The sequence below is a fragment of the Sphingomonas sp. G-3-2-10 genome (genome assembly GCF_012927115.1).
In the GTDB taxonomy this organism is placed as follows: domain Bacteria; phylum Pseudomonadota; class Alphaproteobacteria; order Sphingomonadales; family Sphingomonadaceae; genus Sphingomonas.
The window spans coordinates 620,519-635,879 of record NZ_JABBFY010000001.1; the positions used below are offsets into that span (position 1 = coordinate 620,519).

The 15,361-nt window shown below is 64.9% G+C and carries 21 protein-coding genes; 10 read left to right on the top strand and 11 right to left on the bottom strand.

Going from position 1 to position 15,361, the window contains the following annotated elements; genetic code table 11:
- Window positions 1–29: 29 nt before the first annotated feature.
- A complete protein-coding gene (locus HHL13_RS03160; RefSeq protein ID WP_169554300.1) occupies window positions 30–947 on the bottom strand; it encodes a hypothetical protein in 918 nt (305 codons plus the stop codon).
- A 129-nt stretch (window positions 948–1,076) separates the two neighbouring features.
- The gene (rimO, locus tag HHL13_RS03165; protein WP_169554301.1) at window positions 1,077–2,405 is read right to left on the bottom strand and encodes a 30S ribosomal protein S12 methylthiotransferase RimO; all 1,329 of its coding nucleotides are present in this window, start codon (window positions 2,403–2,405) and stop codon (window positions 1,077–1,079) included.
- A gap of 120 nt (window positions 2,406–2,525) precedes the next feature.
- On the opposite strand from rimO, the gene HHL13_RS03170 reads away from it, so the two are divergent.
- The gene (locus HHL13_RS03170; RefSeq protein ID WP_169554302.1) at window positions 2,526–2,930 is read left to right on the top strand and encodes a DUF1761 domain-containing protein; all 405 of its coding nucleotides are present in this window, start codon (window positions 2,526–2,528) and stop codon (window positions 2,928–2,930) included.
- Window positions 2,931–2,934: 4 nt separating this feature from the next.
- On the opposite strand, the gene HHL13_RS03175 is transcribed toward HHL13_RS03170, so the two are convergent.
- The 4 genes from HHL13_RS03175 to serS form a co-directional block, all read right to left on the bottom strand.
- Window positions 2,935–3,291 carry a DMT family protein gene (locus HHL13_RS03175; protein ID WP_169554303.1) on the bottom strand — a complete coding sequence of 119 codons (357 nt, stop codon included), beginning with the start codon at window positions 3,289–3,291 and terminating at the stop codon, window positions 2,935–2,937.
- A 150-nt stretch (window positions 3,292–3,441) separates the two neighbouring features.
- Window positions 3,442–4,440: a potassium channel family protein gene (locus HHL13_RS03180; RefSeq protein ID WP_169554304.1), complete on the bottom strand. Its 999-nt coding sequence runs from the start codon at window positions 4,438–4,440 to the stop codon at window positions 3,442–3,444.
- Between the two features lie 12 nt (window positions 4,441–4,452).
- A complete protein-coding gene (locus tag HHL13_RS03185; protein ID WP_169554305.1) occupies window positions 4,453–5,520 on the bottom strand; it encodes a M23 family metallopeptidase in 1,068 nt (355 codons plus the stop codon).
- 45 nt (window positions 5,521–5,565) lie between these two features.
- Window positions 5,566–6,852, bottom strand: a complete 1,287-nt coding sequence (serS, locus tag HHL13_RS03190) for a serine--tRNA ligase (RefSeq protein ID WP_169554306.1) — start codon at window positions 6,850–6,852, stop codon at window positions 5,566–5,568.
- 143 nt (window positions 6,853–6,995) lie between these two features.
- On the opposite strand from serS, the gene HHL13_RS03195 reads away from it, so the two are divergent.
- The 5 genes from HHL13_RS03195 to HHL13_RS03210 all read left to right on the top strand — a co-directional run bounded on the left by HHL13_RS03195 (window position 6,996) and on the right by HHL13_RS03210 (window position 9,986).
- Complete coding sequence (locus tag HHL13_RS03195; protein ID WP_169554307.1) at window positions 6,996–7,451, top strand: host attachment family protein; 456 nt, start codon at window positions 6,996–6,998, stop codon at window positions 7,449–7,451.
- 338 nt (window positions 7,452–7,789) lie between these two features.
- Window positions 7,790–8,119 (top strand): hypothetical protein, encoded by a 330-nt coding sequence (locus HHL13_RS22375; RefSeq protein ID WP_206376831.1) that lies wholly within the window; start codon window positions 7,790–7,792, stop codon window positions 8,117–8,119.
- A 30-nt stretch (window positions 8,120–8,149) separates the two neighbouring features.
- Window positions 8,150–8,503: a hypothetical protein gene (locus HHL13_RS22380; RefSeq protein WP_206376832.1), complete on the top strand. Its 354-nt coding sequence runs from the start codon at window positions 8,150–8,152 to the stop codon at window positions 8,501–8,503.
- 531 nt (window positions 8,504–9,034) lie between these two features.
- Window positions 9,035–9,499, top strand: coding sequence for an RNA polymerase-binding protein DksA (gene dksA, locus HHL13_RS03205; RefSeq protein WP_169554308.1), 465 nt, complete (start codon window positions 9,035–9,037; stop codon window positions 9,497–9,499).
- Between the two features lie 112 nt (window positions 9,500–9,611).
- Complete coding sequence (locus HHL13_RS03210; protein ID WP_169554309.1) at window positions 9,612–9,986, top strand: PilZ domain-containing protein; 375 nt, start codon at window positions 9,612–9,614, stop codon at window positions 9,984–9,986.
- 148 nt (window positions 9,987–10,134) lie between these two features.
- On the opposite strand, the gene HHL13_RS03215 is transcribed toward HHL13_RS03210, so the two are convergent.
- Window positions 10,135–10,287: a DUF465 domain-containing protein gene (locus tag HHL13_RS03215; RefSeq protein WP_169554310.1), complete on the bottom strand. Its 153-nt coding sequence runs from the start codon at window positions 10,285–10,287 to the stop codon at window positions 10,135–10,137.
- A 152-nt stretch (window positions 10,288–10,439) separates the two neighbouring features.
- Here HHL13_RS03215 and HHL13_RS03220 point away from each other — a divergent pair, with 152 nt between their 5' ends.
- Window positions 10,440–10,634, top strand: a complete 195-nt coding sequence (locus HHL13_RS03220; protein WP_169554311.1) for a DUF465 domain-containing protein — start codon at window positions 10,440–10,442, stop codon at window positions 10,632–10,634.
- Window positions 10,635–10,751: 117 nt separating this feature from the next.
- Window positions 10,752–11,216, top strand: a complete 465-nt coding sequence (locus HHL13_RS03225) for a DUF1465 family protein (RefSeq protein ID WP_169554312.1) — start codon at window positions 10,752–10,754, stop codon at window positions 11,214–11,216.
- Between the two features lie 102 nt (window positions 11,217–11,318).
- Here HHL13_RS03225 and HHL13_RS03230 read toward each other — a convergent pair whose 3' ends face one another.
- Window positions 11,319–12,263: a nitronate monooxygenase family protein gene (locus HHL13_RS03230; protein WP_169554313.1), complete on the bottom strand. Its 945-nt coding sequence runs from the start codon at window positions 12,261–12,263 to the stop codon at window positions 11,319–11,321.
- A gap of 157 nt (window positions 12,264–12,420) precedes the next feature.
- Here HHL13_RS03230 and HHL13_RS03235 point away from each other — a divergent pair, with 157 nt between their 5' ends.
- Complete coding sequence (locus tag HHL13_RS03235) at window positions 12,421–12,696, top strand: hypothetical protein (RefSeq protein WP_169554314.1); 276 nt, start codon at window positions 12,421–12,423, stop codon at window positions 12,694–12,696.
- 7 nt (window positions 12,697–12,703) lie between these two features.
- Here the strand turns inward: HHL13_RS03235 and HHL13_RS03240 are convergent, their stop codons facing one another.
- The 3 genes from HHL13_RS03240 to HHL13_RS03250 form a co-directional block, all read right to left on the bottom strand.
- A complete protein-coding gene (locus HHL13_RS03240) occupies window positions 12,704–13,228 on the bottom strand; it encodes a gamma carbonic anhydrase family protein (protein WP_169554315.1) in 525 nt (174 codons plus the stop codon).
- Between the two features lie 10 nt (window positions 13,229–13,238).
- Entirely contained in the window at window positions 13,239–13,463 is a 225-nt protein-coding gene (locus HHL13_RS03245) for a hypothetical protein (protein WP_169554316.1), read from the bottom strand.
- A 103-nt stretch (window positions 13,464–13,566) separates the two neighbouring features.
- The gene (locus tag HHL13_RS03250; protein WP_169554317.1) at window positions 13,567–14,274 is read right to left on the bottom strand and encodes a hypothetical protein; all 708 of its coding nucleotides are present in this window, start codon (window positions 14,272–14,274) and stop codon (window positions 13,567–13,569) included.
- A gap of 177 nt (window positions 14,275–14,451) precedes the next feature.
- Between HHL13_RS03250 and HHL13_RS03255 the strand changes: the two genes are divergently transcribed.
- Complete coding sequence (locus HHL13_RS03255; RefSeq protein ID WP_169554318.1) at window positions 14,452–15,243, top strand: IclR family transcriptional regulator; 792 nt, start codon at window positions 14,452–14,454, stop codon at window positions 15,241–15,243.
- Window positions 15,244–15,361: the final 118 nt, after the last annotated feature.

The window sequence follows — 15,361 nt, forward strand, 5'->3', positions numbered from 1 at the left end:
CAGGGAGGGCGCGGAGGCAGCCGAGCCTTCTAACCCTTGGGCTTCACTTCGGGCGCGCACAGCGCCATCGCGCGATCGACCATCGCGGTGAGGCGGTTGCGCTGCCCCTCCAGAGCAGCGGGTTCGAGGCCGGTGTCGAGCGTCTCGAAGTTGAGATAGTTCAGTCCGTGGAGCGCGGCATAGTTGGATGCCGAGCGATCGGTGACGACGACGCGCTCCTGCACCACGTTGAAATCGTTCTGGGTCAGCGCCCAGCAGAAGGCGGCCTGCGGATCGCGGCCGGTGAGGTGGGTGACGAAGGCGACGCTGTCGTCATCGTCGAACGGGAAAGCCTTCGAAGTCGAGGCGTGCGGCGTGTAGAAATCGTCGCAATAGCGGATCGAGATGATGCCGTTGCCCGGCGGATCGGACTTGTTGCAGTTCGATTCCGCGGTGTTGAAGCCCTTCTGGTTGGTGTGCAGCGCGATCACCGGGCCGTCCGCGGGGCGGTGGTTCGACAGGATGATGCGGGCATAGCCGGGCAGGGCGCTGTCGAAATTGCGGTTGGGATCGACCGGGCGGCCATAGGCGACGGCATAGTTGAAGCGCTGGCCGTCATGCTCGGGATGGACGCCGGCATCGACCGCGACGATCGTGCCGCCATAGTTGCGCAGTGCGGCCAGGGCAGCTTCGAACCCGCCATTCTCGTTATCGTGGGGGACGAACCACAGGGGGCCGCGCGGGCGAGCGGTGTTGGTGATGCGCCACAGCCGCCAGTCGGCGCGCTCTTCGGTGAACTCGATGCGCTCGACTTTCAGTCCCTTCCACTCGGCGGGATCGCGGTGGCGGGCGAAATCGTCGTCCTGCACGGTCAGCGGATCGACCGGCGAGATACGCGGCCGGTCGGGATCGGCGGCGGCGGACAGGCCGAGAAAAGCTATCGCGAGAAGCAACGGGCGACGGATCATGCGACCTCCGGGGTTTGGGGGCAGCATAGGGAGGCGGGGCGAGGTGGGGCTATTCCGAACGGGGGCAGGGCTAGGCGTGTGGGGCATGGGTCTAACGCCCCTCCCCTGAAGGGAAGGGGCCAGAAAGAATCAGTCCAGCGGCACCCCGAACAGGTCGTGATCGTCGGCGTCCTCGATCTCGACCTTCACGATATCGCCCTGCGCCAGATGGCCGGCGTCGCGGAGATGGACTTCGCCGTCGATCTCCGGCGCGTCGGACTGGGAACGGCCGGTGGCGCCGTCTTCGTCCACGACATCGATGATGACTTCGAGGGTGCGGCCGATCTTGGCTTGCAGCTTGGCGGCGGAGATCGCCGCGGTCTTTTCCATCACGCGGGCGTAGCGTTCTTCCTTCACCTCTTCGGGCACCGCGCCGGGCAGGTCGTTGGCAGCTGCGCCTTCGACCGGCTCGAAGCGGAACGCGCCGACCCGGTCGAGCTGGGCTTCGTCGAGCCAGTCGAGGAGATACTGGAAATCCTGCTCGGTCTCGCCGGGGAAGCCGACGACGAACGAGCTGCGGATGGTGATATCCGGGCAGATTTCGCGCCAGTTCTTCAGCCGCTCGAGCACCTTCGCTTCATTGGCGGGGCGGCGCATCGTGCGCAGCACCTTGGGGCTGGCATGCTGGAACGGGATGTCGAGATAGGGGAGCACCAGCCCCTCGGCCATCAGCGGGATGACCTGATCGACATGGGGGTAAGGGTACACGTAATGCAGGCGGACCCACGGCGCGATCTTGCCGAGTTCGCGGGCGAGATCGGTCATGTGGGGGACGACTTCATGCCCCTTCCACATGCGCGGTTCCTTGCGGATGTCGACGCCGTAGGCCGAAGTGTCCTGGCTGATGACCAGCAATTCCTTCGTGCCGCTTTCGACCAGCTTCTCGGCTTCGCGCAGAATCGCATCGGGGCGGCGCGACACCAGGTCGCCGCGGATCGACGGGATGATGCAGAAGGCGCAGCGATGGTTGCAGCCCTCGGAGATCTTCAGATAGCTGTAATGGCGCGGGGTAAGCTTGAGGCCGCTTTCCGGAACGAGGTTCAGGAAGGCGTTGGGCGGCATCGGCGAATGCTCGCGCACCGCGTCGACGACCTGCTCATATTGGTGCGCCCCGGTGACGGCGAGAACGTTGGGGAAACGCGCACGGATCGTCTCGGCTTCCTGGCCCATGCAGCCGGTGACGATGACGCGGCCATTCTCGGCCATCGCCTCGCCGATCGCTTCGAGCGATTCTTCCTTCGCGCTGTCGAGAAAGCCGCAGGTGTTGACCAGCACCACGTCCGCGCCGGCATAGTCGGGCGACATGGAATAGCCGTCCGAGCGCAGCTTGGTGAGGATGCGTTCGCTGTCGACGAGGTTCTTGGGACAGCCCAACGAGACCATGCCCACGCGAGGGGCTTCGGGAAGACGAGTTGCCATGATTGGCCGCGCACATAGGGATTTCTGCGAAAATAGCTAGTTGCGGGTTTTCCCCGGTTCTTTCCGTCGCGCTGCATGAGGCGTATTATCCCGCCATCGAAACGATCGGGGGAGGTTTCAATGCATCAGGCAATCAACTGGCTGGCGGTGCTGGTCGCGGGCTTTGCGGGCTTTGCGGTGGGCGGCGTGTGGTACGGGCCGCTGTTCGCCAAGGCATGGATGAAGGAACGCGGGATCACGATGGATGCCGCGAAGAAGGTCAACATGCCGCTGATCTACGGCACCGCGTTCGTGCTGAACCTCGTGATGGCGTTCATGCTGGTCCACATCCTCGGCGGCTTCCATCCCGGGAGCGTGGGCCATTGGGTGATCGCATCGGCGGTGATCGCGCTGGGCTTCGTCGTGCCGGCGATGGGCGTGAACTATCTGTTCAGCGGGCTGTCCCGCAAATTGTTCGCGATCGACGCGGGATACTGGATCGTCAATTTCTGCGCGATGGGGCTGATCATCGGGCTGCTGATCTGACCGGTCAGGCCGGCGCGCGGAACACGAACCATGCGCCGGCGGCGATCAGGGCGAAGCCGATGACGTGGTTCATCGTGATCTTCTGGCCCAGATACAGGACCGAGAAGATCGCGAAGATGGTGAGCGTCAGCACTTCCTGAATCGCTTTCAGCTGGGCGGCGGAATAGACGCTGCTGCCCCAGCGATTGGCGGGCACCGCGAGCAGATATTCGGGCAGCGCGATCAGCCAGCTGACCAGGATCACACCGAGCAGCGGCGCACTCTTGTGCTTGAGATGGCCATACCATGCGAAGGTCATGAAGACGTTCGACATGGCGAGCATGGCGACCGGAACGATGCGAGCGGCGAGGGGAGTCAGCATGGCGCGACCATCGCCGAGCCGGCGATGGCGTCAAGCGGGACTTCCAACTTTCCGTTCGTGCCGAGCTTGTCGAAGCACCGTTCCTTCTTTTCCCTGCCGGAGTGAAGAAGGACTGCCTTTCGACAAGCTCAGGGCGAACGGGGTTAGGAGTTAGCTCAAAATCTCGACGATCATGTCACCGGCCTGAAGCGCACCGGCTTCGGGAGCCTTGCGGTCGTAATGTGTGCCGTCGCGATAGACGCGCAGGCCGAGCCCCGTCGCGATCGCCGATAGCGGTTTGCCCACTTCCGCGGCGGCGACCGCACGTTCCGCAAGCTGGACCTGCCCGTGGAACGAGGCGAGGTCGGTCAGGTAATCGGCGATGTGCGGGCCGGTGCAGGAACTGGCGAGCAGCAGCCCCGCGAAGCTGACCGGATTGACCACGGTGGTGGCGCCGGCGGCGCGGGCGGGGAGTTCGTTGTCCTCGTTCTTGACGATGACGCTGATCGGCAGGTCCGGCGCGAGATGGCGCGCGGTAAGGGTGATCAGGATCGAGGTGTCGTCGCGCCCCGCCGAGACGATCATCGATTCCGCCTGCGCGATCCGGGCGTCGCTCAGCACCTGATCGCGGGTCGAATCGGCGTGCAGGACGATGCAGCCGCACGCCTTGGCGCGCTCCAGTGCCTCCTCATCCTCGTCGATCACGACGAAGCGCTCGGGCTTTTCGCCGCGGGCGATGAGTTCGTCGACGGCTTCGGAGCCGGTCGTGCCATATCCGGCGATCACGATGTGGCCGGACAGGTTCCGCTGGATCAGCGCCATGCGCCACTTCTCCCAGGTACGCTTGAGGACGAAATTATAGGCGGTTCCGAGGAACAGCAGCACCACGAACACGCGGATCGGCGTGACGATCAGCGCATCGAACATCCGCGCGCTGTCGCTGACCGGAACGATGTCGCCATAGCCGGTGGTGGTGATCGAGATCGACGTGAAATAGATGATGTCGAGGAAGCTGACATGCCCGTCGCTATTGTCGCGCAGGCCGTGGCGCTCGAACCAGTGGACGCCGATCGCAAGCGCCAGCAGCGCGAGCACAGCAAGCACGCGCCAGCCGATCGAAACCCAGACGGGCAGGCTCGACTTGCGTTTCAGCGTGGCAGGCGGAAGCATCTGCGGCGGATATCAGCGTTTGGGCAGGCGTGGAACGGGGTCGACCGGCGTGCGGCCCTGACGGATCTCGAAATGAAGCTCGGGCCGGTCGGCATGGCCCGAATTGCCGGAAAGCGCGATCATCTGCCCCTTCTTCACCGATTGGCCGCGCTGGACAAGCAATTGTCCGGCATGGCCGTAAACGGTGGTCCAGCTGTCGCCGTGACGCAGGATGACGAGACCGCCCAGCGCGGGGATGTCGCTGCCGACATAAGCGACGACACCGTCCGCGGCGGCGAGGACCGGCGTATCGAGCGGGACGGCGATCTTGATCCCGTCGCTGCGTTCGCCGCTTGCGCCGGGGCCGAACCGCTTCACGATGGTGCCGTTTAGCGGCCATTGGAACGCGGTGTTCAGCTTGGCAGGCGCGGCGACCGGCGTGGTCGACGGCAGGACACGTGCCGACGAAGCGGTCGGACGCGCGGGTTTGGCCTTCTCCGCGAGTGCGGGCTGTCCGCCGGTGACGATATCGTCGATATCGATGCGGAAGCGCGCGGCGCGCTCTTCCAGCGTCTCCGGACCGGTGGACGGGATCAGGATCCGCATGCCCGTGCGCAGGATATAGGGCTCCTGCAGCGCGTTGACGGTGACGATACGGCCCCAGTCGACGCTGTAGGCCTGCGCGATGGCGATGCCGGTCTCGCCGTCGCGCACGGTGTGATAGCGGCCTGGGGGGATCGTCAGCCGCTGGCCCGGCTGGATCGTGTAGGGCGCGGCGAGATTGTTGGCGCGGGCGATCGCTTCTGAGCCGGCGCCGGTCTTCACCGCGATCAGGCGCAGCGAATCCCCGCTGCGGACGACATAGGTGCTGGCCGGCACGTCGCGCGCATCGGCGGTGACGGGGCGCATCTGCCATGCGGGCGGCGGCGCGGGGAGGCGCTCCACATCGGGATCGACACGCGGCGCATCCTGACGCGGCGGGGGGCTATAGTCCTGACGGCGCTGCGGCGCTGCGTCGCCATATTCCACCGCACGCGGAACCAGCGGGCCGCACGCAGCCGTCAGCGCGAACGCAGCCAGCGCGAGCCCTTGTTTCCACATAACCGTCCCTCCCAGTGCGGGGAGTATAGCGCGAACGTGGTTAATTCAGGAAGATGCGACGGGTTCCAGCCGGTTCAGCCCGCGCAGATAGGGCTGGAGCGCTTCGGGCACCGCGATCGAACCGTCTTCCTGCTGGTAGTTCTCGACCACCGCGACGAGCGTGCGCCCGACCGCGAGGCCCGAACCGTTGAGCGTATGGACGAAGCGCGTCGCTTTCTCGCCTTCCGGGCGATAGCGCGCATTCATGCGGCGCGCCTGGAAATCGGTGCAGGTCGAGACGCTGCTGATCTCGCGATAGCGCTTCTGGCCGGGCAGCCAGACCTCGAGATCGTAGGTGCGCGCGGCGGAGAAGCCCATGTCGCCGGTGCACAGCTTCATGCGGCGGAAATGCAGACCGAGCCTGGTCAGGATATCCTCTGCGCAAGCGGTCATCCGCTCATGCTCCTCGTCCGAGGTTTCGGGCGTGACGATCGACACCATCTCGACCTTCTCGAACTGGTGCTGGCGGATATAGCCGCGCGTGTCGCGGCCCGCCGAACCCGCTTCGGAGCGGAAGCAGGGCGTCAGCGCGGTGAAGCGCAGCGGCAGGGCGTGTTCAGGCAGGATCTGCTCGCGGATCGCATTGGTCAGGCTGACTTCGCTGGTCGGGATCAGCCAGCGGCCATCGGTGGTCTGGAAGCTGTCCTCGGCGAATTTGGGCAACTGGCCGGTGCCGAACATCACTTCGTCGCGGACCATCAGCGGCACCACGCATTCCTCGAAGCCATGATCGCGGGTCAGCGTGTCGAGCATGAACTGGCCGAGCGCGCGGTGCAGCTTCGCCGCCGAGCCGCGAACGAAGGTGAAGCGCGATCCGGCGAGCAGTGCGCCAGTCTCGAAATCGAGGCCGAGGGCGGGGCCGATCGCGTCATGCTCCTTCGGTTCGAACGCGAATTCGGGCTGGGTGCCGATCAGATGGACCAGCGCATTGTCGTCCTCGCCACCGCCGACGGGCACATCGGCCAGCGGCAGATTGGGGATGGCGGCGAGGCGTGCCGTGAGATCGTCGCCAAGGGCTTTTTCCTCGGCTTCGAGCGCAGGCAGGCGCTCCTTCAGCGTCGCGACTTCGGCCATCAGCGAAGCAGCGGTGGCCTCGTCCTTCTGTGCCTTGGCCGCGCCGATCGCCTTCGACGCTTCGTTGCGGCGGGCGAGGCCGAGCTGCACTTCGTGGATCAGCGCGCGGCGCTTTTCGTCGAGCGCGGCAAGGGCTTCGGCAGCCGGTTCGAGGCCGCGACGCGCAAGGCCGGCGTCGAAATCTGCGGGTTTTTCCCGAATTGAGCGAATGTCATGCATCGGCTTGGCGTATTAGCGGGGGCGGCGATGGGCGCAACCCGGCTTGAGGGCCGGTCGAGGCGCAGCGGTATGGGGTAGCCTGGGGGAGCCGCAACCGTCGTCGTCCCCACCCGTTATACCGGCAGATCACAAGGAGATTTGCCATGCGGGTTCCCCATAATGCCGTTGTCGTCGTCGCCGATGGGCGGAAGATGCTGTTCTTCCGCAACGAAGGCGATGCCGAATATCCGAACCTGCAGGTCGAGAAGAAGCGGGTCGATGTGAACCCGGCCGATCACGAGCAGGCGGCGGACCTGGCCGGCCGGGCGATGGGAACGCGGACTTCGGGCGGTGCCTGGGGCAGCAGCAATGTCGAGAATACCGACTTCCACCAGCTCGAAGAGGACCGCTTCGCCGCGGAAACCGCCGAGCTGCTCAAGGAACGCGCGCTGCGCAACGAGTTCGAATCGCTGATCATCGTCGCCCCGCCCAAGACGCTGGGCGAGCTGCGGAAACATTATCACAAGGAAGTGAGCGACCGGATTTCGGCCGAGATCGACAAGGATCTGACCAAGCATCCGGTGTCGGAGATCGAAGCCGCGCTGGCCAAGGCCGAATAAAGCGAAAGGCCGCCCTCGCGATGGCGGGGACGGCCTGTTTCGCTTCCGGTTGTCCGGCTTATTCGCCGTCGGTCTTTTCGGCCTTCTTCTTCGCCAGACGCTTGCGGGCGACCAGCGCGGCGGCGGCGCCGCCGAAGAGGAGGATCATCGGCGGAGCGGGCACCGGCGACGGGCCACCCGAGGACGTGCCCGAGCTGCCGCCGCGGCTCGACGAGCCGTGACCGTTGCTGCTCCAGCCGCTCGAACCGTGCCAGCCCGACGAATTGCTCCAGCCAGACGAACCCTTGCTGCTCGAGCCGTAGCTGGAGCTGCTGGTCGAACCCGAAGTCGAGGACGAGTTGGACGAGCTGGTCGAAGAGGAATTCGACGACGAGGTCGAGGAGGAGTTCGACGAGCTGGTCGAGATGCCCGACGAGGTCGACGTCGAAGACGAAGTCGCACCCGAGGAGGTCGACGAGGAGGTCGCGCCCGACGAAGTGGAGGTCGAGGAGCCGCCCGTGGACGTCGAGGTCGAGGAACCGCCGGTCGAGGTGGACGAGCCACCCGTCGAGGTCGAGGACGACACGCCCGACGAGGTCGAGACATTGCCCGACGACGTGGACACGCCGGAGGAAGTGGATACGCCGCCCGTCGAGGTCGAAACGCCGCCGGTCGAAGTCGAAACCTGACCGCTCGAGGTGCTGGTCGACGAAATATCGATGTTGATGCCGCTGCTGCCCGAAGAACCGCTGCCGCTGCCCGAGCTGCCGAAGAAGCCGCCGGCGAAGAAGCCACCGATGAAGCCGCCGCCGCTCGAACCGCCGACGACGCCCGACGAGCTGCTGGAGCCGCTCGAACTGGACGATACGATCGGAATCTCCCCGCTCGACCCGTACAGGGGCGGAGGCAGGGGGATGGGCGAGCCCTGGCTAGTGACGGTCACCACCGCCGGCGGGCACTGGGCCTGCGTCTGGGTGACCGTGCGGCGCACGACGCGCTTGGCCGGACGGCGCACCACGGTGCGGCGAACGGTCGTGCGCTTCTTTGCGACAGATGCTTTCTGCTGGGCATAGACTCGCTGCGTCTGGGCGGATTCGGCGACATGCACCGCGCCACCGCCGACGATTGCGCCACCACAGGCGCAAGCGCAGAGTTTTGCCAAGGCCATGCGAACCGACATGATGTCCCACTCTTCCCGTTGCCTGCGTGCTTTCTCCGACGGAACCGCCAGCAGCTTGCACGCCGCTCATGCCGCAAAAGTGCAGAACAAAATATTAAGCGCAACTCGATTAACGACTGTTTACCATCAACTTGACAGAAATTGCCGCGCCGGAAGCCGTATTCATTGGTTAACGTCCGAAGCTGGGACAAATCACCTTACTGTTCATTGCCAATTTATTAATGCAACTGGTTAATTGCGAAGGCGGAACATTATGGTCTTCGGTTCAGCAGCGGCTAATTTCCCCCAAGATATAGGGTGTTCGCGCGCGATTTTGCCGATTCCCCGCCTTGTGAATGGTCTCGCGCGTAAGTATAGGGCCTGCGGGCAAAAGGCGGTCTCCAGCGGCGTCGCCACTGGGGAACCGGTGTTGGAGAGTTAGGGAATGGCTTCGGTTTTGGAACAAGTCGAAGATCCTGAGAAAGGCCCGCCGGCGGCGGCCAATGACGGCGACGGTTATCGTCCGGGCGCCGACGAGCCTTTCATGAATCCTCGGCAACTTGAGTATTTTCGCGAGAAATTGCTGGCCTGGAAGGACGCGATTCATCGCGAGTCTGCCGGGACGCTGTCGCAATTGCAGAGCGAGTCGCTGCGGGAGGCGGATCTTACCGATCGCGCATCGAGCGAGACCGACTGGTCTATCGAGCTGCGTACCCGTGATCGCCAGCGCAAGCTGATCTCGAAGATCGACGCAGCGCTGCGCCGGATCGAGGATGGCGAATATGGCTATTGCGAAGTCACCGGCGAGCCGATTTCGCTGGGCCGGCTCGAAGCGCGTCCGATCGCGACGATGACCGTCGAGGCGCAGGAGCGCCACGAGCGGAACGAAAAGGTCTCCCGCGAGGAGTAGAAAAAGCGTCCCGGGCCGATTTTGCAGCGCAGAATCGGCTCCGGGTTAACGCTTTGGATAAGGATTGCTGCTCTATTCCTGCGCGATGGTAACACGCGATCGAGCAGTCTGAATGGACCAGTTTTCGTTTGATCCCCTGAACGCTGTGTCGGTCGACGATGTCGCCGGGCAGCGTAACGGTGCGCGCGACAGCCTGATGCTGACCGCGCAGTTCCGCATCGTGGGCAAGCCAGATGCGACCGTGCGCGTGCGCAATCTTTCCTCGGGCGGGATGATGGCCGAATATGCCGAGCCGATCGCCGTCGGCACGCTGCTCGACGTCGAGGTGCGTGGCGTGGGCTGGATCGGCGGGCGGATCGCCTGGGCGGCCGAGGGCCGCGTGGGCGTGGCGTTCGATCGCGAAATCGATCCGATGGCTGCGCGCAAGCCCGTGGGCAAGGGCACCCATACCCCGTCTTATGTAAAGCCGATCCTGCCGCGGCGCTGAACGCCACGGATCGATCACCGGAGGCGTATGCCGGGATTTGTCCCGGCATTCTTGTGTCCGGATGCTGTAGTTTTCGGGTTTGAGCGGTCACGAACCCCGGCGCGAGGCCGGGGTCAGCGATTTCCGGATCGTGAGATTGGAGGCTGGTTTAGCGGCCCATCTCTTCCTTCACGCGCAACTTCTGGCGCTTGAGTTCCCGCAGCAGGATGTCGTCCGGTTTCGGACGCTGCGACTCGGTGGCGATTCGCTGGTCGAGCACTGCATGCTTGGCGTTAAGGGCCGAGAGATGCGCGGTGTGCATGGAAGCGTTCCTCCTTCAAGACTCAGGTGGGAGAGTGAGTAAAACACCTTTCCAATCGATTGTCGCCATTGGTTTCCGGGAGTTTCGCTGAATCGGCGAAAAGGCGAGACGGGCCGTTGCGGAGCGGTGCGGCTTTCGGGCAGGAAGGATGCATGGAAGAGAGTGAGATTCTGCGCCGGCTGGAACTGTTGAAGTCGGAGCATCGCGATCTCGACGCCGCGATCGCAGCGTTGCTGGCGATGAGCGGAGACCAACTCCAGATCGCGCGAATGAAGAAGCGCAAGCTGCTGCTGAAGGACGAAGTCGCCCAACTGGAAGACCAGCTGATTCCCGATATCATCGCCTAGTCGGGTGGGCGTGGCGATGCCCCGCGAATGCCATCCCGCACATGGTGCCGTAACGGGACGGAAATACCCGCATATTAAGCATTCAGTTACCACGGACCCTATGGCAGCAAGGTTTGCATGATGGGGGAAACCGAAACTTCGCGAATTCACCGGCGGCTCGCCGACTCGCTCTATGTCGAGGCGATGCTGCTCGCCGACGAGGCTCGCGCCTATTTCGACGAGCTGGGCCGCGAGGAGCGGGATTCGATGGAAGCGGTGAGCCGCGTCGCATTCTCATGCGAATCGCTGAAGGTCACCACCCGGCTGATGCACATCATCGCCTGGCTGCTGACCCAGCGTGCGGTGGATTCGGGCGAACTGGCCCCGCGTGAGGCCTTGTCGCCCTCGCGCCGGCTGGGCGTCGCGCCGGAGACCGAGGATCATGTGCTGGCGTCGATGCCGGAACATGCCAAGGGGATCATGCTGACGAGCATCGACCTGTATCGCCGCGTGGCCCGGCTCGACGAAGCGCTGGACGACGAACCCGCGCCGGTCGTCAGCCCGGCCCGATCGATGATGGACAGGCTCGCTTTGGCGTTCTGAGACCAGCGGCGTCGGGTTAACTTGTGCTCGGGCGAATGCCGGAGCTCTGGCCCCAATCCCGTGCTTACCTCCAGCGCTCCGGCCTTCGCCCGAGCACAATCCTTAACCGCAGACCGCAGCCCTTGCGGCGGCATATTCGGCCTTGAGCCGCTCGACGAGCGCGGCCGCGGGCTCGACCGCGTTAATCGCGCCGATGCCCTGGCCCGATCCCCAGATTTCCTTCCACGCCTTCGCGCCGCCGAAGTTCATCGTGCTGAGATCTCCTTCGGGCAGATTGTCCGGATCCATCCCCGCCGCGACGATCGAGCTGCGCAGATAATTGCCGTGAACGCCGGTGAAGAGGTTCGAATAGACGATGTCCGCTGCGCGGCCCTCGACGATGCCCTGCTTGTAGGCGGCAACAGCATTCGCTTCGTTGGTCGCGATGAAAGGCGAGCCGATATAGGCGAGATCCGCGCCCAACACCTGCGACGCGAGGATCGAGCGCCCGGTAGCGATCGCGCCGGAGAGGATCACCGGCCCGTCGAACCATTCGCGGACTTCCTGGACGAGCGGGAAGGGGTTGAGCCGCCCCGCATGGCCGCCCGCGCCCGTCGCAACGAGGATCAGGCCGTCCGCGCCCTTCTCGATCGCCTTGTGCGCGAACTTGTCGTCGATCACGTCGTGCAGGGCGATGCCGCCCCAGCTATGGACCGCATCGTTCAGTTCGGGCCGCGCGCCGAGCGAAGTGATGACGATCGGAACCTTCCACTTGGCGCAGGTCGCGACGTCTTCCTCGAGCCGCACATTGGATTTGTGGACGATCTGGTTGACCGCGAAGGGCGCGGCGGGCGCGTCCGGATTAGCGCGGTCCCACGCCGCCAGTTCCTCGGTAATCTGGTGCAGCCATTCGTCGAGCAGACTCTGCGGACGGGCGTTCAGCGCCGGGAACGAGCCGACAATGCCTGCCTTGCACTGGGCGATGACCAGCTCCGGACCGGAGACGATGAAGAGCGGCGAGCCGATGACGGGAAGCCGCAGACGATCGAAAATCGCAGGAAGAGCCATGCGAGTTTCATAGCGCAACCGGAATGGCTGTCCAGTTGACGTAAGGGAAGGCGATCCGCGTCCCCCGGCGGTGCGATGGATCGGGATATTTCCCTAGGTGCCCCGATCGGATATTTCCGATTTGTTTCACTCAGAACATAAATCCGGGGGGATTCCGATGCAGGCGATTCGGACATTTTCAAACGAAGCGGCGATCATGTGCGCCAGCGCCTTCGCCTTGTTGCTGGCGACCGCGATCTCGAACTTCCTGCGGATCGACGTCGATACGGGCGATGCGACGTTCGGCCAGTATCTCGGCCAGTTCACGCTTCCGGCGATGCCGCTCGCGCTGGTGGCGCTGCTGCTCGTGCTGCGCAGCCGTGCCGCGACGACGATCGTCGCATCGTTCGGGACGCTCTATTACATTGCCGACTGGGCGATGCTGACTTTCTGAGGGCCGGTCAGTCGACCCGCTTGAGGCCCTTGGCGAACTCGCCGGCCTTGTGGACATAGCCTGCCGCGGAAATCTTCAGCGCAGCCTGTGCGGTGTCGTCCAGCGTGCGGATCGCGCGGGCAGGGCTGCCCACGATCAGCTGGCGCGGCGGAAATTCCTTTCCTTCGGTCACCAGCGCGCCCGCGCCGACGATGCAGCCTTCGCCGATCACCGCGCGGTTGAGGATCGTCGCGCCCATGCCGATCAGCGCGCCGTCGCCGACGGTGCAGCCGTGCAGGATCGCGTGATGGCCCACGGTCACGTCCTCGCCCACGGTGCAGGGAATGCCGGGATCGGAATGGAGCATCGCCCCTTCCTGGACATTGCTGCGCGCACCCACCTTGATCGGCGTGTTATCGGCGCGGATCACTGCGCCGAACCACACGCTGGCCTGTTCGGCGAGATGGACGTCGCCGATCAGATCCGCGCTAGGGGCGACCCAGGCGGTGTCGGCGACGGTCGGGCGTTGCCCTGCGATTTCGTAAAGCGGCATGACGCCGCGTTTAAAGCATCGTCTCGAAATTGCCGAGAGGGACGTTCATCCCCATCGCGATCGCCAGCGCGACGCCGCCGAGCAGCAGCGCAAGCGTGGTCGAGAGCGAGAACAGGCCCCAGCCGGCCATCGTCAGCATCGGCGAGGACGGGCGCTGCAGCTTCTGATTGCGGCGCATCGACATGACGACGAACATCGCCAGCATGGCGTAAAGAAACACAAGGAACTCGGTCATTTAACCCACCCCGGTAAACCCCGGGCCAGAAATACCGGCGAATGGTTAATGCTTTCAATGCCGCGTTGCACCATTGGCCGCGCGCAGGGCAGCTTTCGTCGCGTCAGGCGTGGTCGGCGGCTGGCTTGTGATCGGATTCGGCCTTCGATCCGTCCTTCGGCGTGTGCTTGACGATATAGGCGCCGGCGAGCTTGTCCAGCTTGCCCGCGCTCTCCTTCACCTTGGCGCGCAATGCCAGGATATGCTCGGCCTCCACGCCATATTGGCGCAGCAGATAGGTTTCGCGGCGGACGTCGATGTCCGATCCGGCATAGCTGGTATCGGCGTAGAGATGGTCGATCGCTTCGCCCAGCGCGCGCACTACGCCCGCCCATGCGCCGAACGCGCTGCTGATCTCGGGCTCGCCGAACGAAGTGACCGGCACGGCTGCCATGCGGGCGAGATAGGCCATCGGCTCACTGATCTCGCCGCGCAGGCCACGCAGCAGCGCGCGAAGCGATTCGAGGCTGGCGGGGACGGTCGCCATGCGCGCGGCCAGCCGCTCGTCGATCCGCCGCGAATGCTCGCGCACTTCGCCGCGCAACGATTTCACGAAGGCCAGTTCCTTGGGATCCGGCCCGTGCGTCAGGAATGCCTTGAGCCGCAGCGCGAGCACGACCGCGGCGATCGAGAGGAAGAAGGCGGCCATCGCCGAGAACAGCCCGGTCACGCCCGCGACGCTGATCCACACCGGCAGGGCGGATTCGGGCGCAGTCGCAGGAGCCGCGGCAGTGCCCGCCGCGTTCGCCAGCATGATCCTGATCAGCGCCATTTCCGCGACTCGTTCCCCCTCAGAATCGATATGGTTAACAGACTTGGCGGCGCGTCCAATCCCCACGCTTTCGGGGGTGCCCGCCGTGCAGGGCATTTTCACCCATGCGACACGCGATTGTCCCCGGGCCATTCGATGGCGTAAGGACTGACCCGATCGTTTCAGAGAGGACAGCGCGTGGCGGATATCGAGGACGAAGACGGCGAGGGCGGCCGCCGCTATCGCGCGCCGGCGCTGGAAAAGGGCATCGACATCCTCGAATTGCTGGCGGCGGAAACCGAGCCGGTGACGCTGACCGGCATCGTCACGCGGCTCGGGCGTTCGCATGGCGAGCTGTTCCGCATGGTCCAGGTGCTCGAATTTCGCGGCTATATCGAGCAGGAAGCCGGCAGCGACGGTTACCGGCTGACCGACCGGCTCTTCTCTCTGGGGATGCAGCAGCCGCGCACGCGCAACCTGATCGAGATCGCGCTGCCGGTGATGCGCCAGCTGAGCCTTTCGGTGGGGCAGGCCTGCCACCTCGCGCTGCATACGCTGGGCGAGATGGTGGTGGTCGCGCGGATGGAATCGAGCGAGCAACTCGGCTTCTCGGTGCGCGTCGGATACCGGCGGCCGCTGCATCAGGCGGCGTCGGGCGTCGTGCTCTATGCCTTCCAGCCCGAGGATGTGCGCCAGCGCTGGGAAGCGCTGTTCGATCCCGCGCTTGGCGCCAAGGAACTGGCGGAATTCCGCGCCCATGCCGACGAGGTCCGCGAGCGCAGCGTCGAACTGACGCCCAGCCGCTTCGTCGCGGGGGTGACCGACATTTCCGCGCCGGTGATGCGCGGCGGCGCGGCGGCGGCGGCGCTGACCGTGCCCTATCTCAAGAAGCTGCTGCCCTCGGTTTCGCGCAGCGATACCGCGAAGGAAGTGCAGGCAGCGGCCGAGCGGATTTCGGCGCAGCTCGTCGAGGGGGATAGCCGGCCGTAATTCCCTCTCCCCTTGTGGGAGAGGGAGGGAGCCGACGAAGTCGGCGGAAGGGTGAGGGGGCTTAGCGTCTGCGCTACTCTCCCCCTCATCCTTCCCACTCGCTTCGCGAGCGGGCCCC